General features: G+C 72.6%; 19 protein-coding genes. 7 read left to right on the top strand and 12 right to left on the bottom strand.

Annotated elements, in window-relative coordinates; all coding sequences use genetic code 11:
- Positions 1-4 precede the first annotated feature (4 nt).
- Both VA596_RS31305 and VA596_RS31310 read left to right on the top strand, forming a co-directional pair.
- Complete coding sequence (locus VA596_RS31305) at positions 5-571, top strand: hypothetical protein (protein WP_323331802.1); 567 nt, start codon at positions 5-7, stop codon at positions 569-571.
- A 47-nt stretch (positions 572-618) separates the two neighbouring features.
- Complete coding sequence (locus VA596_RS31310; protein WP_323331803.1) at positions 619-1,209, top strand: DUF6801 domain-containing protein; 591 nt, start codon at positions 619-621, stop codon at positions 1,207-1,209.
- 10 nt (positions 1,210-1,219) lie between these two features.
- Here VA596_RS31310 and VA596_RS31315 read toward each other — a convergent pair whose 3' ends face one another.
- A complete protein-coding gene (locus tag VA596_RS31315; RefSeq protein ID WP_323331804.1) occupies positions 1,220-2,497 on the bottom strand; it encodes a PucR family transcriptional regulator in 1,278 nt (425 codons plus the stop codon).
- A 295-nt stretch (positions 2,498-2,792) separates the two neighbouring features.
- Here VA596_RS31315 and VA596_RS31320 point away from each other — a divergent pair, with 295 nt between their 5' ends.
- Positions 2,793-3,491: a hypothetical protein gene (locus VA596_RS31320; protein ID WP_323331805.1), complete on the top strand. Its 699-nt coding sequence runs from the start codon at positions 2,793-2,795 to the stop codon at positions 3,489-3,491.
- The gene (locus VA596_RS31325; protein ID WP_323331806.1) at positions 3,488-3,850 is read left to right on the top strand and encodes a GntR family transcriptional regulator; all 363 of its coding nucleotides are present in this window, start codon (positions 3,488-3,490) and stop codon (positions 3,848-3,850) included. The genes VA596_RS31320 and VA596_RS31325 overlap by 4 nt, the downstream gene beginning before the upstream one ends.
- On the opposite strand, the gene VA596_RS31330 is transcribed toward VA596_RS31325, so the two are convergent.
- The 4 genes from VA596_RS31330 to VA596_RS31345 form a co-directional block, all read right to left on the bottom strand.
- A complete protein-coding gene (locus VA596_RS31330) occupies positions 3,838-4,626 on the bottom strand; it encodes an arginase family protein (protein ID WP_323331807.1) in 789 nt (262 codons plus the stop codon). The genes VA596_RS31325 and VA596_RS31330 overlap by 13 nt on opposite strands.
- 16 nt (positions 4,627-4,642) lie before the next feature.
- Positions 4,643-8,020, bottom strand: a complete 3,378-nt coding sequence (locus VA596_RS31335) for a pyruvate carboxylase (RefSeq protein ID WP_323331808.1) — start codon at positions 8,018-8,020, stop codon at positions 4,643-4,645.
- Between the two features lie 133 nt (positions 8,021-8,153).
- Complete coding sequence (locus tag VA596_RS31340; protein WP_323331809.1) at positions 8,154-9,065, bottom strand: S8 family peptidase; 912 nt, start codon at positions 9,063-9,065, stop codon at positions 8,154-8,156.
- 37 nt (positions 9,066-9,102) lie between these two features.
- On the bottom strand, positions 9,103-11,733 hold the full coding sequence (locus tag VA596_RS31345) for a caspase, EACC1-associated type (RefSeq protein WP_323331810.1): 2,631 nt from the start codon (positions 11,731-11,733) through the stop codon (positions 9,103-9,105).
- 135 nt (positions 11,734-11,868) lie between these two features.
- Between VA596_RS31345 and VA596_RS31350 the strand changes: the two genes are divergently transcribed.
- Positions 11,869-12,477, top strand: a complete 609-nt coding sequence (locus tag VA596_RS31350; protein ID WP_323331811.1) for a TetR/AcrR family transcriptional regulator — start codon at positions 11,869-11,871, stop codon at positions 12,475-12,477.
- On the opposite strand, the gene VA596_RS31355 is transcribed toward VA596_RS31350, so the two are convergent.
- From VA596_RS31355 to VA596_RS31365, 3 genes are read right to left on the bottom strand one after another with little or no spacing between them, the layout of a single operon-like run.
- Entirely contained in the window at positions 12,458-12,949 is a 492-nt protein-coding gene (locus VA596_RS31355) for a GNAT family N-acetyltransferase (RefSeq protein ID WP_323331812.1), read from the bottom strand. The genes VA596_RS31350 and VA596_RS31355 overlap by 20 nt on opposite strands.
- Entirely contained in the window at positions 12,946-15,099 is a 2,154-nt protein-coding gene (recG, locus tag VA596_RS31360) for an ATP-dependent DNA helicase RecG (protein ID WP_323331813.1), read from the bottom strand. Before recG ends, VA596_RS31355 begins: the two co-directional genes overlap by 4 nt.
- 4 nt (positions 15,100-15,103) lie before the next feature.
- Positions 15,104-16,678: a DAK2 domain-containing protein gene (locus tag VA596_RS31365; RefSeq protein ID WP_323331814.1), complete on the bottom strand. Its 1,575-nt coding sequence runs from the start codon at positions 16,676-16,678 to the stop codon at positions 15,104-15,106.
- A gap of 135 nt (positions 16,679-16,813) precedes the next feature.
- Here VA596_RS31365 and rpmB point away from each other — a divergent pair, with 135 nt between their 5' ends.
- Complete coding sequence (gene rpmB / locus VA596_RS31370) at positions 16,814-17,005, top strand: 50S ribosomal protein L28 (protein ID WP_247062089.1); 192 nt, start codon at positions 16,814-16,816, stop codon at positions 17,003-17,005.
- 53 nt (positions 17,006-17,058) lie between these two features.
- Here rpmB and VA596_RS31375 read toward each other — a convergent pair whose 3' ends face one another.
- Genes VA596_RS31375 through VA596_RS31385 form a run of 3 tightly spaced genes read right to left on the bottom strand, consistent with a single transcriptional unit; the run spans position 17,059 to position 19,125 of the window.
- Positions 17,059-17,829 (bottom strand): alpha/beta fold hydrolase, encoded by a 771-nt coding sequence (locus tag VA596_RS31375; RefSeq protein ID WP_323331815.1) that lies wholly within the window; start codon positions 17,827-17,829, stop codon positions 17,059-17,061.
- A gap of 57 nt (positions 17,830-17,886) precedes the next feature.
- The gene (locus VA596_RS31380; RefSeq protein WP_323331816.1) at positions 17,887-18,564 is read right to left on the bottom strand and encodes a uracil-DNA glycosylase; all 678 of its coding nucleotides are present in this window, start codon (positions 18,562-18,564) and stop codon (positions 17,887-17,889) included.
- Positions 18,565-18,594: 30 nt separating this feature from the next.
- Positions 18,595-19,125 carry a gamma carbonic anhydrase family protein gene (locus VA596_RS31385; RefSeq protein ID WP_323331817.1) on the bottom strand — a complete coding sequence of 177 codons (531 nt, stop codon included), beginning with the start codon at positions 19,123-19,125 and terminating at the stop codon, positions 18,595-18,597.
- A 91-nt stretch (positions 19,126-19,216) separates the two neighbouring features.
- On the opposite strand from VA596_RS31385, the gene VA596_RS31390 reads away from it, so the two are divergent.
- Positions 19,217-20,374, top strand: a complete 1,158-nt coding sequence (locus tag VA596_RS31390) for a glycoside hydrolase family 27 protein (RefSeq protein WP_323331818.1) — start codon at positions 19,217-19,219, stop codon at positions 20,372-20,374.
- Here VA596_RS31390 and VA596_RS31395 read toward each other — a convergent pair.
- Positions 20,361-20,840 (bottom strand): GNAT family N-acetyltransferase, encoded by a 480-nt coding sequence (locus VA596_RS31395; RefSeq protein ID WP_323331819.1) that lies wholly within the window; start codon positions 20,838-20,840, stop codon positions 20,361-20,363. The genes VA596_RS31390 and VA596_RS31395 overlap by 14 nt on opposite strands.
- Position 20,841: the final 1 nt, after the last annotated feature.

The following is a 20,841-nucleotide window of genomic DNA, read 5'->3' on the forward strand; positions in this document are numbered from 1 at the left end:
ACGCATGAGGATCGGCACGGCCGTCGCGGCGGCACTGCTCGCCACCGGCCTGGCGGCGGGCACCGCGAACGCGACGACGTACACCACGAATTCGGGCATGCTGACCTACAACTGCACGTTCCCCGGCGTGGCACCGCAACCGACGACGGTGACCGCCCAGCTGTCGGTGACCGAACCCCACGCCGGGCAGCCGTTCACCGTCACGCCGTCCGCCACGCAGACCTACACCGCCGCGGTGCGCGCGCTGCTGAACGCGGCCGGGTACGACCAGGTGCGCGGCTCCCTCGCCGCGACGTTCACCGTGTCGGGCGCGACACCGGCGTCCGGGACGATCGCGGGCAGCTTCCCCGCCCAGCCGTTCACGAGCGTCTCGGTGACCGGCTCACCGCAGGTGTTCACCGCCGGCGCGGCGTTCGCGGTCGGGTTCGCGATGGGCCCGGGCATCACCGAAACCCTGGAGTTCCACAAGGCGTCCACCGGAGCCTGGGTCCCCTGGGCGTCGAACTGCACGCTGAGGAGCACGAGCCCGGCGCAGAACACGTCGTTCCAGCCGAGCATCCCCATCAGCTGAGCCCGAGCCCGAGTCCGAGTCCTCGTTCCGTCCACAGTGGAGGATCCATGCCCGCTGCCCGGTTCCTGACCCCGGCCGCCGTGGCGGCGGCCGTCCTCGCCGCCACGGCGGGCCCGGCCCACGCGAGCACGGCGTTCGCCTCCGGCGCCCTCGCCTACACGTGCGGCTTCCCCGGTGGGTCCGCGCAGGCGGTGACCGTGACCGAGTCGTTCACCGGCCCGGACACCGTGGCGCCCGGTGCCGCGTTCTCGATCACGAACATCTCCGGCGCCATCACGCTGTCCCCGGCCGCGCTCGCCGCGCTGACCGGCGCCGGCTACGACGGCGTCCAGGGCGGGATCGCCGCGGCCGTCGTCGTGCCGGCCAACGCGACCCGGCCCCCGGACCCAGCCGGCGCCGCCACGGTCCAAGCCGGCACGTGGGGCCCCGCCCCGCAGGCGATCACCTTCCACGGCGGCCATCAGCCGTTCGTGGCGGGCGCTTCCGGAGTGGTGACGTTCGGCAGGACCACGTCGCTCTTCCTGCAGCTGACCTTCCACCTGGCGCCGGGCGCCACCGGCTCGACCGGGTTCGGCATGACCTGCACCCAGCAGGCCGGCCAGAACGCCGCCTTCACGCCCGCCCTGCCGATCCAGTAGCGGCGAACCCCTAGCTCGACGTCCACTGTGGACGAACGCTCGCCGCCCGCGGCACGGGCAGCAGGTCGCTCACCGGGTACCGCAACGGCAACGGCGCCGCGCCCGCGCGCAACGCCAGTTCCATCTCGAAGCGCGCGCCCGGGTCGCGGAGGCTTTCGCCGAAGGTGGCCTGCAGCTGGCGCATGCGGTAGCGGACCGTCTGGGGGTGGACGCCCAGGCGTTCCGCGATCTCGACCACGTTGCCCTGGCTGTCCAGCCACGCGCGCAGCGTCTCCAGCAGCCGCTCCTGCTGCTTGCCCGTCATGTCGGCCAGCGGGGCGAACAGGCGGTGCCGCAGCGTGCCGACCAGGCCCGTGTCGGAGTTGACGAGCAGCGTCGCCAGGTGCTCTTCGGCGCGCAGCACCGGGCGGGGCACCAGGACGCCGCGTTCGGCGAGCTGCAGCGCGTTCCGGGCCCAGCGCAGGGAATCCGCGACCGAGGCGAGCGGGACGCACGGGCCGATCGAGAGCCGGCAGTCCGGGAGGGCCACCTGCAGCGTCGCCAGGCGGGCGCCGCCCAGCTGGCCGGGGACCACCAGTTTCGGGTCGGGGGTGTCGAGCTCGGCGAGGACGTCGGCGTCCAGGCCCGCGTGGCGGCGGGCAGGGGCGACGCCGTCGGCGGGGCAGACGGCCACCGGGGTCGCCTCGGTCGGGACGCTCCAGCCGATCAGCTGGGCCAGCTCGGCGATCGCCTTGGGGGACGCCGGGGGTGTCTCGAGGATCAGGTGCAGCAGCTTGCGGCGCCAGGTGTCGAGCGCTCCCGCCGTGCGGGCCTTCGCCTCCAGGTAGCCGTCGAGGGCGACGGAGGCCAGTTCGTCCATGAACGCCAGCATCGCGTCGGCCAGCTGGGACATCACCGCCGACGAGAGCCCGCTCCGCCGTCCGACGCGCATGATCCGCCGCCACGACACCCGCGCGCCGACCCGGTAGGCCGACTGGAGCGTGTCGAGGCTGCGGCCTTCGCGCATCTCGTTCTGCCCGAGGCGGTGGTGGACGTCGTGGGACTGCTCCTTCGACACCGTCGGGTCGGCGATCTGCGCGACGAACAGCGTGATCGCGTACTCGACGCCGGCCCGGATCGACTTGCCGTAGGGCCCGTCGAGCGGGCGGGCGTAGGCCGGGATGGTCGCGCGGATCTCGTCGACGATCTCGGCGGCGAGGCTGGCCAGCTCGGGGCGGAGGATGTCGGCGAGCTTGCGGGGCAGTGCGGCGGGTTGCGCAGGGTGTTCGAATCCGCGCTCCACCGACATCGCAGCTCCTTTGCTCCGCCCCAGAGGCCCCGCTGACGCGCGGCCGAGCACCCCGCGCCTGGTGCGGGGTGACACCGGACACATCGAAAAACTAGCCCTGAACGTGTCACACCTTCGGAGGGAAACCGATTTCTTGTCATCTTCGTGACAAGTTCACGAGGACGGCATGCGAAACGCTGACAACTACCCCGCCGCCTGCGCACGTTTGTACGTACGAACGGACGAATCTCCCACCCGGCGCGCACCCGGCCGCGCCCGCTTGTATCGTGTGGTTGATACAAGCGGGAGGTACGACATGGCGTGGGACAACGTGCTCGCGGTCGGGATCTTCATGGGCCTGGTCGGCCTGGTCATCCTGATGCTCCTCTGGCCGAACGACAAGCGCGGGGCCCGGCTGCTCGCGCGCTGGGGCGTGCCGGACCCGGACACCGCCGAGGTGGCGCTCGCCGTCCGGTACCTCAAGCGGCGCCGGTTCTGGTACCCGTGGCTCTACCTGGCGCTGCCGCTGCTGTTCGGCGGGAACAACGACGGTGCCTCGATCGTCGGCACCCTCCTGCTCGGCGGGCTGATCGCCGAACTGCTGGCCCAGCGGCCCGCCCGCGGGCCGCAGCGGGAAGCCGTCCTCGCCCCGCGGCGGCTGCTGGACGTCGTCCCGGCCTGGGCACTGGTGCTCAGCGGCCTGGCGTCGGCGTCCGCGATCGTGCACCTGGCCCTGACCACGCAGTGGAAGCTGCTGGCGGTGGCCGCGGGCACGACGGCCGTCTGCTGGGCGATCACCCTGCTGGCCGTGCGGCGCCCGGCGACCGGTGAGCCGCGCGCGGACCTGGCCCTGCGCTGCCGCAGCGCGCGCGTCGCGATCGGGCTGGGCATCGCCACCTGCACGGCGGTCGGCTGGGCGGCGGGCACCCTCGCGGCGCTGCTGATCGTCGTGGCCGGCATCGCCGCGTTCCTGGCCGTCACCGCGCCGCTGAAGAGGCTCCCGGCCCCCGCGTGAAGATCGTCGTCGACACCGAAAACGGCCTGGCGCCCTGGCGGCAGGTGCACGACCAGATCGTCCTCGCGATCACGGCGGGCGCGCTCCCCGACGGGACGCGCCTGCCGCCGATCCGCCAGTTGGCCCGCGACCTCGGCCTGGCCTCGGGCACGGTGGCCCGCGCCTACCGCGAGCTGGAGACGGCGGGCTGGGTGCTGACGGCCCGCGCCCGCGGCACGGTCGTCACGACCCCCGCGAACCGCCCGGACCCCGCGGTGCTGCTCCTGGCCGCGGCCACCGAGTACGCCACCCGCGCCCGCGACCTCGGCGCGAACCTCGACATCGCGCTCGACGCCGTCCGCAAGGCCTACGGCGACTGAAGCAGCCGCCCGAGCGCGGCCAGCACCGGTTCCAGGACTTCCACCTCGCGCGCGGTTCCCACGCACTCGGTGATGCCCGCGCCGACGACGTCGTAGGCCGCCAGCGCGTCCAGGGACGACACCAGCCGCGCGATCGTCCAGCCGTCCGGTTCCGGATAGTTGAGACCGGCGAACTCGGACGGGTCCAGGACGTCGAGATCCACGTGGACGTACAGCTTTTCCGCGCCCGCCAAGGCATCGAGCGACGTGACGGCCAGGCCGCGGTCGACCGCCTCGCGCTCCCCGGCGTCGAACACCCGCGTGCCCGCCAGGACCGCGCGGCCCGGCTCCAGCGCGGGAGCGGCCGCGAACTCCGGGTCGCCTTCGCCGAACAGCGAGCGCAGCACCATGCCGTGGAACGCGCCCGAGGGGGACGTCGAAGCCGTGTTCAGGTCCGCGTGGGCGTCGAACCACGCGACCCCCAGGCCCGTCCCGTACCGGAACCGGGCCACGCCGATCGGGACCAGCTCGACGCCGCAGTCGCCGCCGATCGTCAGCACCGGGCCGCCCGGGGCCTCCAGGGCGGCCAGCTGGGCCGCCCGGTTCGGGCCGGTCAGCACGGCGCGGTTGGCGATCCCGCCGTCCACTTCGGACAGTTCCCGGCTCTGCGGGATGTGGTGCACGGGCCGGCCGAGCACGTGCCCGGCCAGCTCCGCGAGCGCCACACACCCGTCCGGCAGGTCCCCGGCCCGGGGACCCACCGCGCCCTGCCTCTGCGGAACGGCGTTGATCAGCATCCGGCGATGTTAGCGGTCACTCCAGGACGAGCAGAAGATCTCCGCCTTCGACCTGCTGGACGGCGTTGATCGCGCGGCGCGAAACCTTGCCCCCCGCGGACGCCGTGATCGAGGCCTCCATCTTCATCGCCTCGATCGTCGCGACCGTGGCGCCGGCCTCGACCGTGTCACCCTCGTTGACCTGCAGCGTCACCACGCCGGCGAACGGCGCCGCGACCTGCTTCGGGTTGCCCTTCTCCGCCTTCTCGGTCGCCGGGATGTCCGAGGCGATCGAGTGGTCGCGGATCTGGATCGGCCGCAGCTGGCCGTTGAGCGTCGACATCACCGTGCGCAGGCCGCGCTCGTCGGCCTCACCGATCGCCTCCAGCTCGATGATCAGCCGCACACCCTGCTCGAGGTCGACCTGGTACTCCTCCCCCGGGCGCAGCCCGTAGAAGAAGTCCTTGCTGGGCAGCACGGACGTGTCGCCGTAGGCCTCGCGGTGCGTCTCGAACTCCTTGGTGGGCCCGGGGAACAGCAGCCGGTTGAGCGTCCGCTGCGGCTCCGCGGCCAGCGCCGAACGGTCCTCTTCGGACAGTTCCGCCACCGGCTTCGCGTCCGCGCGGCCCTCGAGGGCCTTGGTGCGGAACGGCTCCGGCCAGCCGCCCGGCGGGTCGCCGAGCTCGCCGCGCAGGAAGCCGATCACCGAGTCGGGGATGTCGAACTTGTTCGGCTCCGCCTCGAAGTCCGCCGGGGAGACGCCCGCGCCGACCAGGTGCAGCGCGAGGTCGCCGACGACCTTCGACGACGGCGTCACCTTCACCAGGTGGCCGAGGATCTTGTCGGCCGCGGCGTACATCGCCTCGATGTCCTCGAACCGGTCGCCCAGGCCCAGCGCGATGGCCTGCGTCCGCAGGTTCGACAGCTGCCCGCCCGGGATCTCGTGGTGGTAGACGCGCCCGGTCGGCGAGGCCAGCCCGGCCTCGAACGGCGCGTAGATCTTGCGCACGCTCTCCCAGTACGGCTCCAGCTCGCCGATCGCGTCCAGGCTCAGCCCGGTCGTCCGGTCGGAGTGGTCGGTGGCCGCCACGATCGACGACAGCGACGGCTGCGACGTCGTGCCCGCCATCGACGACACCGCGCCGTCGACGGCGTCCGCGCCCGCGTTGATCGCCGCGAGGTAGGTGGCCAGCTGGCCACCCGCGGTGTCGTGGGTGTGGATGTGCACCGGCAGGTCGAACTCCTTGCGCAGCGCGGTGACCAGCCGGGTCGCCGCGGGCGCGCGCAGCAGCCCGGCCATGTCCTTGATCGCCAGGACGTGCGCCCCGGCACCGACGATCTGCTCCGCCAGCTTGAGGTAGTAGTCGAGCGTGTAGAGCTTCTCCCCCGGGTCCGACAGGTCCGAGGTGTAGCAGAGCGCCACCTCGGCGACGGCGGATCCGGTCTCGCGCACGGCTTCGATGGCCGGGCGCATCTGCTCGACGTCGTTGAGCGCGTCGAAGATCCGGAAGATGTCGATGCCGGTCTTCGTGGCCTCCTGGACGAAGGCGTTGGTCACCTCGGTCGGGTACGGCGTGTAGCCGACGGTGTTGCGCCCGCGCAGCAGCATCTGCAGGCAGATGTTGGGCACGGCCTCGCGCAGCGCGGCCAGCCGCTCCCACGGGTCCTCGGCGAGGAACCGCAGCGCGACGTCGTAGGTCGCGCCGCCCCAGCACTCCAGGGACAGCAGCTGCGACACGGTGTTCGCGACGACCGGCGCCACGGCCAGCAGGTCCTTGGTGCGGACGCGGGTGGCGAGCAGCGACTGGTGCGCGTCGCGGAACGTCGTGTCGGTGACGCCGATGTGCGGCGACTTCCGCAGCCACTCCGCGAACCCGCCCGGGCCCAGCTCGACGAGCTTCTGCTTCGAACCGGCCGGCGGCTGCGCGTCCTTCGGCAGCTTCGGCAGCTTCAGCGTGGCGTCCGGGGTCTTCGGGCGCTCACCGTGCGGCTTGTTGACCGTCTGGTCGGCGAGGTAGGTCAGCAGCCGCGTGCCGCGGTCGGCGGAGTGCCGCGCGGTGAGCAGGTGCGGGCGCTCCTCGATGAACGACGTCGTGACGCGCCCGGCGCGGAAGTCCGGGTCGTCCAGCACGGCCTGCAGGAACGGGATGTTCGTCGCGACACCGCGGATCCGGAACTCGGCGACGGCGCGGCGCGCGCGGCCGACGGCGGTCTTGAAGTCGCGGCCGCGGCAGGTGAGCTTCACCAGCAGCGAGTCGAAGTGCGCGCTGATCTCGGTGCCGGAGAAGGCGGTGCCGCCGTCGAGCCGGATGCCGGAGCCGCCCGGCGAGCGGTAGGCGGAGATCATCCCGGTGTCCGGGCGGAAGCCGTTGGCCGGGTCTTCGGTGGTGATGCGGCACTGCAGCGCGGCGCCGCGCAGGTAGATCTTGTCCTGGGAGAGGCCCAGGTCGTCGAGGGTCTCGCCGGAGGCGATCCGCAGCTGCGACTGCACGAGGTCGACGTCGGTGACCTCTTCGGTGACCGTGTGCTCGACCTGGATGCGCGGGTTCATCTCGATGAAGACGTGGTTGCCCTGCTTGTCGAGCAGGAACTCGACGGTGCCGGCGTTGCGGTAGCCGATCTGCTTCGCGAACTTGACGGCGTCCGCGCAGATCCGGTCGCGCAGCTCGGGGTCGAGGTTCGGCGCCGGGGCCAGCTCGACGACCTTCTGGTGGCGCCGCTGCACCGAGCAGTCGCGCTCGTAGAGGTGGATGATGTTGCCCGCGCCGTCGGCGAGGATCTGCACCTCGATGTGCCGCGGCTCGACGACGGCCTTCTCGAGGAACACCGTCGGGTCGCCGAAGGCGGACTCGGCCTCGCGCGCGGCGGCCTCGATGGACTCGCGCAGCTGGGCCGGTTCCAGGACCCGGCGCATGCCGCGCCCGCCACCGCCGGCGACGGCCTTGACGAACACCGGGAAGCCCAGCTCGTCGGCCGCCGCGACCAGCGCGTCGATGTCGCTGGAGGGCTCGGACGAGCCGAGCACCGGGACGCCGGCCTCGCGCGCGGCCTTGACCGCGCGGGCCTTGTTGCCGGTGAGCTCGAGGATGTCGGCGCTCGGGCCGACGAAGGTGATCCCCTCCTCCTCGCACGCGCGCGCGAGGTCGGGGTTCTCCGACAGGAAGCCGTAACCGGGGTAGACGGCGTCGGCCCCGGCCTTCTTCGCGGCGGCGACGATCTCGTCGACCGAGAGGTAGGCGCGCACGGGGTGACCGGGTTCGCCGATCTCGTACGCCTCGTCGGCCTTCAGCCGGTGCAGCGAGTTGCGGTCTTCGTGGGGGAACACGGCGACCGTGCCCGCGCCCAGTTCGAAGCCGGCGCGGAACGCGCGGATGGCGATCTCGCCGCGGTTGGCCACCAGCACCTTGCGGAACATGCCCGGTCCTTCCCGTATGGATCGGTAGTCAGCGCACGTTACCCGGTTTTTCCCGCTGGGCGGGAGTTGAGTACCAGGTGATGGACGTCATGCGGACCAGATGATTGACCGGTCGGCCCTGGTGGGCACCTCGTCAGGATCCCGAGGACACGTAGAGCAGGCGGTTGGCCGTGCCCTGCGGAACGCCCCTGAGCGCGTCCGGCGTCGCCGCCTGCACCAAGGCCTGGTCCACCTGCGCGGGCGACGTGCCGGGGTGCTGGGCCAGGTAGACCGCGGCCGCACCCGCCGCGAACGCCGCCGCCATCGACGTGCCGGACTCCGGGCCGGCGGTCGCGCCGCCGGCGATCGGGCCCGGGACGTCCACGCCCGGCGCGTACAGGTCGACGTCCTGGCCGAAGTTCGACGCCTTGTCCGGGTGGTCCTGACTGTCGATCGCCCCGACGGTCAGCGCCTCGGGCACCCGGCCCGGGGAGAAGCCGCTCGCGTCCGCCGTCTCGCTCCCGGCCGGGACGGCGATCGGCAGCACCACGGCCAGGCGTTTCACGGCCGCGTCGAGCTGGTCGTTCGGCACGCCGCCGATGCCGAGCACGGCGACCGCGGGCTGCCGGGCGTTCTGCGCGACCCAGTCGATCCCGGCGACGATCTGGTCGGTCGCGCCGCCGCCGTCCTTGTCGAGCACCCGCACGGGCACGATCTGCGCCCCCTTCGCGACGCCGTAGTCCTTGCCGGCGGCGATCCCCGCGAGCCGCGTGCCGTGGCCGTTGGTGTCGGCGGTGTCGATACCCCCGCCGAGGAAGTCCCGCCCGGGCGCGACCCGCCCCTGGAAGTCGGGGTGGTTGGCGTCGACACCGCTGTCGATCACGTAGATCGTGACGCCGGAAGCGTCGTCGGGGTAGCGGTAGGCGTGGTCGAGCCCGGCCCGCTGATCGATCCGGTCCAGCCCCCAGCTGGGCGGATCCTGCTGCACCCCACCGGCGGCGAGGGCGGGCGCCTGCCCGGCGAGCACGACGACGACCGCTGCTGCGAGACCACTGCGTAACCTCATGATCAGCGTGGTACCCGCGAGCCGGGGCGTCGACAACTCAGGACTGTCGCCCGTTCGGCTGATTCCGGCGGGCCTGGACCGCCTGGACCACGGCGACGATCGCAAGCAGCACGAGCGCCGTCATCGCGATCCCCTGGCCCACCTGGGTCAGGGAAGAGTGCTCCTGGACCGCGTCGGACGTCGGCACCATGACACCCACCAGCCCGGCGATCCCCACGGCCAGGACAGCGCGGCCCACCGCGGCCGGGCGCAGGATCGCGGCGACGCCGGGGACCGCGACGGCCAGCAGCGCGCCGAGCACGAAGTACGCCGCCGCGCGGCCACCGTCGCTGGTGTCGTACTCGGTCAGCTCGGCGAGCTGACCGAGCCAGCCGCCCCCGACCGTGACACCCAGGACAATCCCCACCCACGCCGTCCAGCCTTCGATCTTGGCGGCGCGCAAGGCGCCCGCGGGGTTCCGGCGAAGCACCGTCAAGGCGCCCAGCGCCATGGCCACCAGTGCGATGTGGCCGAGCAGCTCGAAGGTGTAGCCGGCCGCCAGATCCGTGTCCTCACCGTGCTGCGAGAGGGTCGTCGCCTCGCCGATGAAGCGCGCCAACCCGAAACTCGCGGCAAGCGCGGCACCGAGCAGCACCGCGGGACCGGTCCGCGCCCGGGTCCGCGGCACCAGGGTCAGCACCGCGCCGAGCAGCGCGCACGCGGCCACGATCGCGACCACCTGCTGCATGCCGGGCCGGTACTGGCCGAGGAGGTAGCCGTGGCGGTACTCGAGGAGCATCCCGATGACCACCAGCGCAACGCCGACGAACGCGGTGACCACGGCGAACCACCCCGCCGGATCCACAGCGGCGGCTTCCCGCGCAGCCGGCTCGGATTCCGGCGCTGCCTCGGGTGAGGGCTCAGCCCCTGCCGCCGTCCGCTCGCCCGCTGCCAGTGATCCCGGGTCGGCCACCAACGGCTCCGCTCCCGGCGCCACTGCCGAACCCGACCCGGCCACCGGGTTGGGCTTCACTCCGGGCTCGGCCGCCGGGCCCAGCGCGGTCTCGGCCACCACCCGCGACTCCGGCCCGGCTGCCGCTCTCGCTCCCATCCCAGGCGCAAGATCACCCACCACCTCGGGCTCGCGCTCAGCCTCGACAGCGGCATCCGGTTCCGCCACCACGTCGGCCACCGGCTCAGGCTCGACCATCGGCCCGGCGACCACTCGCGACGCCGGCTCAGCGACCACCCTCGCTCCTGGCTCGGCCACCACCCCCGGCGCAGGCTCGGCCAGCGGCTCCGGCGCCGCCGCATTCGCGTTCGGTTCGGCCACCGGCCCGGCGACCGTCCTCGACCGCGGCTCGGCCGCCACCTCTGGCTCGGGTACCACCCGCGACTCCGGCCGAGCCGCCGGGCCCGGCGCAGGCTCGGCCACCTCGGCCTCGGGCACGACCTCGGGCTCCGGAACCGCTTCGATCGCCACTGCGACCACCGTCTCGCCCGTGGGGCCCGTGACCACGACCCTGCCCCGTCGCACTCCCGTTTCTCCGGCCGTCACCGACAGTTCCGCGCCCGTCGCCGTCTCCACGACGGAAATCCACGCGTGCGATGCCTCGAACCGCACCTCCCGGGCCACCGGCGGGCCGGCCGGCCGCAACTCCTCGGCCACGACCGAACCCGGCGCCGCCGAAAGGCGCACCTCCGCAGGGTCGATCCGGACCGCAGCCCGGCCGAGGGCTTCGCCCGCCGCCTCGGCGACGTGCTGGACGTCCGTCGACGACATCACCTTCAGCGCCTCGAACGCCCCCACCGCGACCTCAAGATTCGCGCTCGTCAGCCGGCGCCGTAGCTCCGCCACCGCACCCAGGCGCGTGAACGGGTTCTCCGCCTCGATCGCGGCCGCCAGGTCGGCCGGGATCGGGGACGGCTTGATGCGGCGGCGACGGCTGCGGGCCAGGTACAGCTCGCCCTGCATCTCGATGTCGCGGCTCGGGGTCTGCTTCGGGTTGCGCTCGCGGACGCGGTCGAACAGGTACTCGTACAGCTCGCCCAGCGCGATCCAGCCGTCCTCGTCGCGGTCGGCTTCGCCCGTGCGCAGGCCCTCCACCAGTGCCGACGTGAACACCGACGGCTGGGCGACGCCGCCTTCGGCCAGCCGGGCGCCCTCGAAGGCGTACTCGATCGAGTTGGACGCCGTGATCACCGCGCGGCCGCGGCCGCCGCGGAAGCTGTCCAGGACGTTCGCGTCCCCCGACGCGCGCACCGCCACGCCCTGCCCGAACGCCCCGCCGTAACAGCAGTCCAGCAGCAGCACGACACTGCGCGAACGGCTCTGCCGCAGGCACTGCTGGACGAAGTGCGCGGGCACGGCCGTCGACCGGAGGCGGTCCGGGCGGGTGTTGCGGGCGGCGAAGAACAGCTGGCCCGTGTCGTCCTTCAAGCCGTGGCAGGAAAAGTGCAGCAGGAGGACGTCGTCGGGGCGGCCCTCGGCGCAGAGGTCCTCGACCTCCGCCTGCACGACGTGCGCGGTTTCGTTGCGCACCACCCGGACGTCGAAGTCGCTGATCGCGCGGTCGGACAGCACGCCGGCGAGGGCGTCCGCGTCCGCCGCGGGTGAGCCCAGCCGCTGCAGTCCCGCGTTGTCGTACTCGCCTCCTGCGACGATCAGCGCCCGCCTCCGCCCCGCCATACCAGGCAGGAAACGCTCCCGGGCCGGGTTACGGCAAGCGACCGAACGGGCACACGTACCGCACCGCCGTCCGGTGAATGGTTGCTGCCCTTTCGGGCGGGCATACTGGACGTCCTAACGCAACGGGAGTGGCTCTTGGAGACCGTCGGCACCCAACGTCCGGGTGGGCGCACCGAGCGGACCCGCCGCGCCGCCCTGGACGCGACGCTCGAGCTGCTCGGCGAACGCGGGTACGCGGAGCTGACCGTGGAGGCCGTGGCCGAACGTTCCGGCGTGCACAAGACGACGCTGTACCGCCGCTGGGAGTCCGCCGAAGGCCTGGTCGCGGCGGCGCTGCTGATGGGAACCGAGCAGGAGTGGACCGCGCCGGACACCGGTTCCCTCGAAGGCGACCTGCGCGAGGTCAACCTGGAGCTGGTGCACTTCTTCACCGAGCCGGGCCTGCGCGAGCTCCCGATCGCGTCGATCTCGGCCGCGTTCCTCTCGCCCCGGGCGGCCGACGCCCTGCAGGAGTTCTACGTCGACCGCCACGCCCGTTCGGCGGCGATCGTCGAGCGAGCCGTCGCGCGCGGCGAGGTCCCGGCGGGCACGGACGCCGTCGAGGTCGTGCGGGTCGCGTGTGGACCGGTCTTCTACCGCCTGTTCGTCTCCCGAGAAGGTGTGACGCCGCGGGACGCGGATGTCGCCGCCGCGGCGGCCGCGGCCGCCGCGAAAGCCGGGGTCTTCACGGCAGCGGACGCCTGAACCGCGCTTCCTCCAGCGTGACGCGGCCTTCGTCGATCGTCTCGGTCTGGGTGGCGCCGTCGGGCGCCCAGCCCTGCCGGACGTAGAAGGCCTTCGCCCGCTCGTTGGTCGACAGCACCCACAGGACGGCACTGTCCCGCCCGGCGGCGGCCAGGTCCTCGACGACGCGGTCGTGCAGCGACCGGCCGAGCCCTCGTCCCCAGAAGCGAGGCAGCAGGTAGAGCGCGTACAGCTGGCCTTCGTCAAGCCCGTACGCGGCGAACCCGGCAATGGTCCCGTCGTCCTCGGCGACCAGCACCCGGCCGACGTTGCCGCCGATGCGCCGGCCCCACGACGCCGCCCGCGCCTCGGCCGACAGCCGCGCGAGGTAGTCCTCCGGCATCAGGCCCGCGTACGCCGCCTGCCACGACGCCACGTGGACCTCGCCGATCGCGGGTGCGTCGGCGACGGTGGCAGACCGGAGGGCGGTCACGACTTCTCCAGGTATTCCGCGCGTTCGACGTCGACGACGTCGGCGACCATCCGCGCCAGGCCGGGGAACGTCGTCAGCTCCGGGTCCTCCGTCACGATCTCCTGCGCGCGCTTGCGCGACTCGGCGATCACGTCTTCGTCCTGCAGCAGGGAAAGCAGCTTCAGCCCGGACCGCTTGCCCGACTGCGCGGCGCCGAGGATGTCGCCCTCGCGGCGCAGCTCCAGGTCGAGGCGGGACAGCTCGAACCCGTCGGTGGTCGACTCGACCGCCGCCAGGCGCTCGCGGGTCGTCGTGCCGTCGAGGGCCTCCGTGACCAGCAGGCACAGCCCCGGCACGCTGCCCCGGCCGACGCGGCCGCGCAGCTGGTGCAGCTGGCTGATGCCGAACCGGTCGGCGTCCATGATCACCATCGCCGTCGAGTTCGGGACGTTGACGCCGACCTCGATCACGGTGGTGGCCACGAGCACGTCCAGCTCCGCCGCGGCGAAGGCCCGCATCACGGCGTCCTTGTCGTCCGCGGGCATCCGGCCGTGCAGCGCGGCGATGCGCAACCCCTTGAGCGGCCCCTCCACCAGTTGCGGCGCGATGTCGAGGACGGCGACCGGCGGCCGCTTGTCGCTCTTGTCCGACGGCGGCTCGTCGCCGATCCGCGGGCACACGACGTAGGCCTGGTGCCCCTTGGACACTTCTTCGGTCACGCGCTGCCAGACGCGCTCCATCCAGGCCGGTTTCTCCGCCACCGGGACGACCGTCGTGCTGATCGGCGACCGGCCGACCGGCATCTCGCGCAGCGCGGAGACCTCCAGGTCGCCGTAGACGGTCATGGCGACCGTGCGCGGGATCGGCGTCGCGGTCATCACCAGCACGTGCGGGCTGGTGCCCTCGCTGCCCCGGGTGCGCAGCGCGTCCCGCTGCTCGACGCCGAAACGGTGCTGCTCGTCGACGACGGCCAGGCCGAGGTCGGCGAACTGCACGGTGTCCTGGATCAGCGCGTGCGTCCCGACGATGATGCCGGCCTCGCCGCTCATGGCCTCCAGCAACGACTTCTTGCGTTCCTTGGCGCCCATCGACCCGGTGAGCAGGGTGACGCGCGTGGCCTTCTCGGCCCCGCCGAGCTCGCCGGCCTGCGCCAGGTCGCCGAGCATCTCGCGCAGCGAACGCGCGTGCTGCGCGGCGAGCACCTCGGTCGGCGCCAGCATCGCGGCCTGCCGCCCGTTGTCGACCACCTGCAGCATCGCCCGCAGCGCGACGATCGTCTTGCCCGACCCGACCTCACCCTGCAGCAGCCGGTTCATCGGGTGCTCCGAGGACAGGTCGGCGGCGATCTCGTCGCCGATGCCGCGCTGGCCCGCGGTGAGGTCGAACGGCAGCCGCTTGTCGAAGGCGTCCATGATCCCGCCGTCGACGTGCGGGTTCGGTTTCGCCGGCCGGGAGATCGCGGAATGGCGGCGCTGCGCGAAGATCAGCTGCACGGCCATGGCTTCGTCCCACTTGAGCCGCTTCTTCGACGCCTCCAGGTGCGCCCAGTTCTCGGGGCGGTGGATGCCGCGCAGCGCGTTTTCGAGGTCCCCCAGGCGATGCAGTCGTCGCAGCTCGGCCGGCATCGGGTCCTCGTCGACCTCGAGGACGTCGAGGACCTGGCGCACGCACTTGGCGATCGACCACGTCGGCATGCCCTGCGCCGCCGGGTAGACCGGGATGATGGCGGCCAGGAAGCTGTCCATGGCCTCGGCTTCGCGCTCGGCGTCGAACAGCTCGTACTCGGGGTTGGTCAGCTGCAGGGTGTCGCGGAACGCCGAGACCTTGCCGGCGAACAGGCCGGTCGTGCCCGGCACCAGGTCCTTCTCCCGCCAGGCCTGGTTGAAGAAGGCGCACGTGAGCCGGCGCTTCCCGTCGGTGATCACCATGTCCAGGATGGTCCCGTTGCGGGACTTCATCCGGCGCTTGCTCACCTTTTCGACGCGCGCCAGCACGGTCGCGTGCTCGCCGAGCTCGAGCCCGGCGATGTCGGTGAGCTCACCGCGTTCGGCGTAGCGGCGCGGGTAGTGGCGCAGCAGGTCGCTGACCGTCTCGATGTCGAGGGCCGTGGCGAGCGCTTTCGCCGTCTTGGCGCCCAGCAGCAACGGCAGCTTGTCGCGAAGTCCGGCCATCTCGCTATTCGACTCCCATCAGCAGCACGGCGTCCGCCTGCCCGCCCGCGTACCCGGCCAGCTCCACCTCGGGGTGCTCGAGCCGCAGCTGCTCCGCGAGCTCTTCGGCGACCCCGGGCGGCGCCGCGGCCCCGCTCAGCACCGTCACCAGTTCCCCGCCCAGCGCCAGCATCCGGTTCAGCACCTTCATCGCCGCCGCGACGAGGTTGGTCTCCGACGCCGGGGCGGGCTCGATGAGCACCACCTCGTCGTCGACCAGGCCGACCACGTCTCCGGACTGGGCCCGGCCCACCCAGGTTAGCGACTCCTCCTGCGCGATCCGCAGTTCGCCACGCCTGGTCGCCGCGGCCGCCTCGGCCATCGCGACGACGTCGTCGTTGGTGCGGCGGCCGGCGTCGTGCACCGCCAGCGCCGCCAGCACCTGCACCGGGGACGTGCACGGGATGACCACGACGTCCCGGTCGGCGGCCATCGCGTGCCCGGCCGCGGTGTCGGCCGCCGCGGTCAGCGCGACACCGCCGGGCAGCACCGTCACGTGCCGGCCGGCGGCCTCGTTGAGCAGGCCGATCATGTCCTCGACGCTCGGCGCCGTGCCCTCGGGCACCTCGAGGACCGGGATGCTCTCGGCGCGCAGGACCTCCGCCAGCAGGCGGCCGTGCACGACGGCGACGACGGTCCGGTCGATCCCGCCGCCCGGCTCGATCGGCGTCGGCGTGAGCAGCGGCTCGACGCGGATCCGGCGCGGGCGCCCCAGCGTGAGCCCGGCCTCGATGGCGGCACCGATGTCGGCGCAGTGGACGTGCACGGCGTGGCTGCCCGCGCCGTCGCCGGCCACCGTGACGCTGTCGCCGAGGCCGCTCAGCTCCTTGCGGAGGGTCGGCAGGCTCGTGTCGTCGACGCCGTCCAGCAGGTACATGACCTCCCAGGCGTAGGCCTGTTCTTCGGTCTCGGACGCTTCGAGCGCGTGGTCGTGCTCGACCGCGGTACCGGTGAGCACGCCGACCAGCGCGTCCAGCACGGCGACGAGCCCGCGGGCCCCGGCGTCGACAACCCCGGCCTTGGCCAGCGCGGGCAGCTGCAGGGGCGTCTTCTCGAGGGCGTGCGCGGCTTCCTGCGCGGCCTTTCGCGCGACTTCGCCGAGCGGGCTCGTCTCACCGCGGACGGCGAGGGCGACGGCGTGCAGCACGGTCAGGATGGTCCCGGCGACCGGGCGGCTCACGGCCCCGGTGGCGACCTCGTCGGCGTGGCCCAGCGCCCCGGCCAGCCAGGGCCCGTCCAGCTCGCCCTCGGCGTGGTCGGCCAGGCCGCGCACGACCTGGGAGAGGATCACGCCGGAGTTGCCGCGCGCCGAGGCGACGGCCCCGCGCGCGAGGACCTTCAGCGCGTCGGCGGCGGTCCCCGGCGCGGCGGTCCTGAGCTCGGCGGCCGCGCCGGTCATCGTGAAGAGCATGTTGGAGCCGGTGTCGGAGTCCGCCACGGGGTAGACGTTGATCCCGTCGATGGCCGGCCGCAGGCTCGCCAGGCTGTGCACACAACCCGCAGCCCAGGCCGACACCGCCGCCGCGTCCAGCACCCGCACCCCGTGACCTCCTCGTCCGTTCCGGGGCGAGCGTATCGACCCCGTGGGGACCCCGGCCGAGCCACTGGTTACTATGGTCGAGTTGCCCAGTGCATCTGGGCTCATCTCTATGACCCAGATCCAAAGGAGTTCGACGTGGCTGCCGTGTGCGACGTCTGTGGCAAGGGACCCGGCTTCGGCAAGTCGGTCTCGCACTCCCACCGGCGTACCAACCGCCGGTGGAACCCGAACATCCAGACCGTTCACGCCAAGGTGGGTATTTCCCAGCGCAAGCGCCTGAACGTGTGCACCTCGTGCATCAAGGCGGGCAAGGTCGTCCGGGGCTGACTCAAGGTTCGAAAATGGCGGGTGCTCTCCGGAGCACCCGCCATTTTCATGTCCTACTTGTAGAACTCCACCAGCAGGTCGCGCAGGGACTCCGGGTGCTGCAGCACTCCGTGGTCCTGCCCTTCCAGCGTCTCGTGGCGGGCGCCGGGGACCGCGGCCGCCGCTATGCGGGCTCCGGTCTGCAGCTTCTCCGGGCTCGCGCCGCCGCCGATGATCAGCGTCGGGGCCGTGATGAGAGCCAGGTTGTCCTTCCGCGGGCGGGCGCCCGGGCCGCAGATCGCCAGGTCGTACGGGAGCGTGTGCGCCAGGGACGTGAACCAGCCCCACACCGGGGCGTGCTTCATGCCCTCGATCACCTCCGCCGGGGTGCCCGCGACCTCGAGGAACGTCGCCGCCGCGGCGTCGCGGTCGCCCGCCGCGATCTGCCCGCGCACCTTCTCCGTGACGTCGTCACGCAGGTCCGAGTCGGGCGCGTACGGCGGCTCGTACGCCACGACCTTCTCGATCGGCAGGCCCGCGGCCGCCGCCTCCAGGGCCAGCACCGCGCCCGACGAGTGCCCGAAGACCGAAGCCGAACCCCCGACCTCGAGAATCAGCGCCGCGATGTCCTCGATCTCGCGTCCCATCGCGTACGGCGAGGTGTCGCCGCTGTCCCCCCGGCCTCGGCGGTCGTACGCGATGGTCGTGAAGTCCGCGGAGAGGACCTCGGCCAGGCCGCCGACCGTCGTCCGGTCGTTGAACGCGCCGCCGACCAGGATGATCGGGGCGCCCGTGCCGCGCTGGTCGTAGGCGATGGACGTGCCGTCCGCCGATGTGACGTTCATTTCTCCTCCAAAGGTTTCCCCCTGGTCGGAGCCGTCACCCCGATCCGGACACCGAACCTACGGGAGTTTCCAGTCGACCGGCGCCGCGCCCTGCTGCTCCAGCAGCTGGTTCGCCCGGCTGAACGGGCGGGACCCGAAGAAGCCGTTGTGCGCCGAGAGCGGGCTCGGGTGCGCGGACTCGATGCACGGCACCTCGCCGAGCATCGGGCGCAGGTTGCGGGCGTTGCGGCCCCAGAGGATCGCCACCATCGGCTCCGACCGGGCCGCGAGGGCCTTGATCGCCTGCTCGGTGACGTCTTCCCAGCCCTTGCCCTGGTGCGAGTTCGACTTGCCCGGCTGCACCGTCAGCGCCCGGTTGAGCAGCAGGACGCCCTGGTCGGCCCACGGCGTCAGGTCGCCGTTGGCCGGCAGCGGGTGGCCGAGGTCCTCGGCGTACTCCTTGTAGATGTTGATCAGGCTCTTCGGGATCGGCCGGACGTCCGGCGCCACCGAGAAGCTCAGGCCGACGGCGTGCCCGGGCGTCGGGTACGGGTCCTGGCCGACGATCAGCACCCGGACGTCGTGGAACGGCTGCTGGAAAGCTCGCAGCACGTGTTCACCCGCCGGGAGGTAGGTCCGGCCGGCGGCGATCTCCGCGCGGAGGAACTCCCCCATCGCGGCGACCTGCGGCGCCACCGGTTCGAGGGCCTCAGCCCAGCCAGCCTCGACGATGTCCTGCAGCGGTCGTGCGGTCACGGGCGGCGAGCTTACCGGCCGTGGCCACGGTCACTCGCGCGGGTCGAGCCGCCGCAGCTCGGCGCGGAACCGCTTGCCCCGCTCGACGTACGAATCCACCACGAGTGCGATGTTCTCCGCGCTGAACGACGTGTTCTCCCGCGTCTTCCCGGGCACGCCGAGCGCGATCTCGCCGGTCTTCACGTACGAGCCGTACGACAGCACCGCGCCGGCGCCGACCATGCCGCCGTCCTCGACGACCGTGCCGTTGAGGACCACCGAGCCGGACGCGATCAGGCAGCCGGTGCCGATCGTCGCGCCCTCGATGTGGACCGCGTGCCCGACCGCCGACGACGGCCCCAGGATCGTCGGGTGCCGTTCGGTGCAGTGCACGACGCAGCCGTCCTGGACGTTGGACCGCTCGCCGATCTCGATGTACCCGTGGTCGCCGCGCAGCACGGTCTGCGGCCACACCGACGCGTGGGCGGCGATCCGGACGTCGCCGATGACGGTCGCGTCCGGGTGGACGTAGGCGTCGGGGTGGATCGTCGGTTCGAGCGAACCGAGCGCGTAGATCGGCATGCCGCCTCCGGTGACTGCGGTTTCACGTGCCATGCGATTGGATCACGACATCGCCTCCGAGACGCACACCCGTCCGAGAAGCACGCTCCTCGTGCTCCTCCTCGTCGTGCTGGCCTGGCTGCTGAGCGTGCCGGTCGCGGCGGCGCCCGCGCTGGCGAACGGCCTGGCCACGACGCCGCCGATGGGCTGGAACAGCTGGAACCAGGTCCGCTGCTACGACCTCACCGAGGACGTCGTCAAGAAGGCCGCCGACGCGCTCGCGGACGACGGCCTGCGCGACGCCGGGTACCGCTACGTCGTCGTCGACGACTGCTGGCAGGCCCCCGCGCGCGCCGCCGACGGCTCGCTGCAGGCCGATCCGGCGCGGTTCCCGCACGGCATCGCCGACCTCGCCGACTACGTGCACTCCCGCGGCCTGCTGTTCGGCATCTACGCCGTGCCGGGCAGCCGGACCTGCGCGATGGCCAACGACGCCTACCCCGCCGCCGGCATCGGCTCGCTGGGGCACGAACGACAGGACGCCGAGACGTTCGACCGCTGGGGCGTCGACTACCTCAAGTACGACTGGTGCAACGCCGACACCGTCGACGGCCTCGACCGGCGGGCGGCGTTCGAGAAGATGCGCGACGAGCTGGCCGCGCTCCCTCGCCCGATCGTCTACGCGATCTCCGAATACGGCGTCTCGAGCCCGTGGACCTGGGCGCGGCCGGTGGCGAACCTGTGGCGCACCACCTACGACCTGATCCCGACCTGGGATTCGGTGCTCGCGACGATCGACCAGCAGGCCGCCGTCGCCGTCCACAGCGGCGCGCCCGGCGGCTGGAACGACCCGGACATGCTGCAGGTCGGCAACGGCACGCTGACCGCGGACGAGGCCCGCGCCCACTTCAGTGTCTGGGCGGTGCTGAACGCGCCGCTGTTCGCCGGGACCGATCCCGCGAAGCTGAGCGACGACGACCTCGCGACGCTGGGCAACCCCGAGGCCATCGCCGTCGACCAGGACTTCGCGAGCGGGCAGGGCCGTCAGCTGACGGCCGGGCCCGGCTACCAGGTGTGGGGCAAGCCGCTGACCGGCGGCGGGTTCGCGGTGGTGCTGCTCAACACCGGCACCACCACCGCGACGGTGTCCGCGACGGTCCCGGGCGCCTGGAACGTCCGGGACCTGTGGGCTCACCGTGACGTCGGGACGGCGGTGTCCGCGTCGCTGCGCCCGCACGCGGCCGCGTTGCTGAAGCTCACGCCCCGCTGAGGTCCTTGCCGTAACACCGGCTCGACTCCTCGTTCTTGTACACGCCGAACTTCGGGATCTCGGCGTAGCCCGAAGACGTGTAGAGCGCGATCGCCTCCGGCTGCTTGGTGCCGGTCTCCAGCACCGCGCGCTTGCGGCCGGACAGCGCCGCCGTGCGCTCCAGCTCGAACAGGATCATCCGCGCGAACCCGCGGCCCCGCGCGGAATCGGCGACGTACATGCGCTTGAACTCGGCGTCGCCGTCCTGGAAGTCCGGCGCCGGGCCGTCGTGGGCGCGCCACGCCCCGCAGGCGACGGCCTCCTCGCCCTGGTAGCCGACGAGGAACAGGCCCTGCGGCGGGTCGAACTGCTCGGGGTTCATCGGGGTGGCGTCTTCGTCGCCGTAGCGCTCGACGTACACCTGCTGCACCGCGGCCATGAGCTTGGCCGCGTCGGGATGGTCGTAGGGGACCGGAACGATTCTCACG

The sequence above is a fragment of the Amycolatopsis heterodermiae genome (genome assembly GCF_034929455.1).
Taxonomy (GTDB): domain Bacteria; phylum Actinomycetota; class Actinomycetes; order Mycobacteriales; family Pseudonocardiaceae; genus Amycolatopsis; species Amycolatopsis heterodermiae.

Bases quoted from the DNA above. Each gene is read 5' to 3' on its own strand.
- VA596_RS31305 (WP_323331802.1), top strand. From the start codon at position 5: ATGAGGATCGGCACGGCCGTCGCGGCGGCACTGCTCGCCACCGGCCTG.
- VA596_RS31310 (WP_323331803.1), top strand. From the start codon at position 619: ATGCCCGCTGCCCGGTTCCTGACCCCGGCCGCCGTGGCGGCGGCCGTC.
- VA596_RS31315 (WP_323331804.1), bottom strand. From the start codon at position 2,497: ATGTCGGTGGAGCGCGGATTCGAACACCCTGCGCAACCCGCCGCACTG.
- VA596_RS31320 (WP_323331805.1), top strand. From the start codon at position 2,793: ATGGCGTGGGACAACGTGCTCGCGGTCGGGATCTTCATGGGCCTGGTC.
- VA596_RS31330 (WP_323331807.1), bottom strand. From the start codon at position 4,626: ATGCTGATCAACGCCGTTCCGCAGAGGCAGGGCGCGGTGGGTCCCCGG.
- VA596_RS31335 (WP_323331808.1), bottom strand. From the start codon at position 8,020: ATGTTCCGCAAGGTGCTGGTGGCCAACCGCGGCGAGATCGCCATCCGC.
- VA596_RS31340 (WP_323331809.1), bottom strand. From the start codon at position 9,065: ATGAGGTTACGCAGTGGTCTCGCAGCAGCGGTCGTCGTCGTGCTCGCC.
- VA596_RS31345 (WP_323331810.1), bottom strand. From the start codon at position 11,733: ATGGCGGGGCGGAGGCGGGCGCTGATCGTCGCAGGAGGCGAGTACGAC.
- recG (WP_323331813.1), bottom strand. From the start codon at position 15,099: ATGGCCGGACTTCGCGACAAGCTGCCGTTGCTGCTGGGCGCCAAGACG.
- VA596_RS31375 (WP_323331815.1), bottom strand. From the start codon at position 17,829: ATGAACGTCACATCGGCGGACGGCACGTCCATCGCCTACGACCAGCGC.
- VA596_RS31385 (WP_323331817.1), bottom strand. From the start codon at position 19,125: ATGCCGATCTACGCGCTCGGTTCGCTCGAACCGACGATCCACCCCGAC.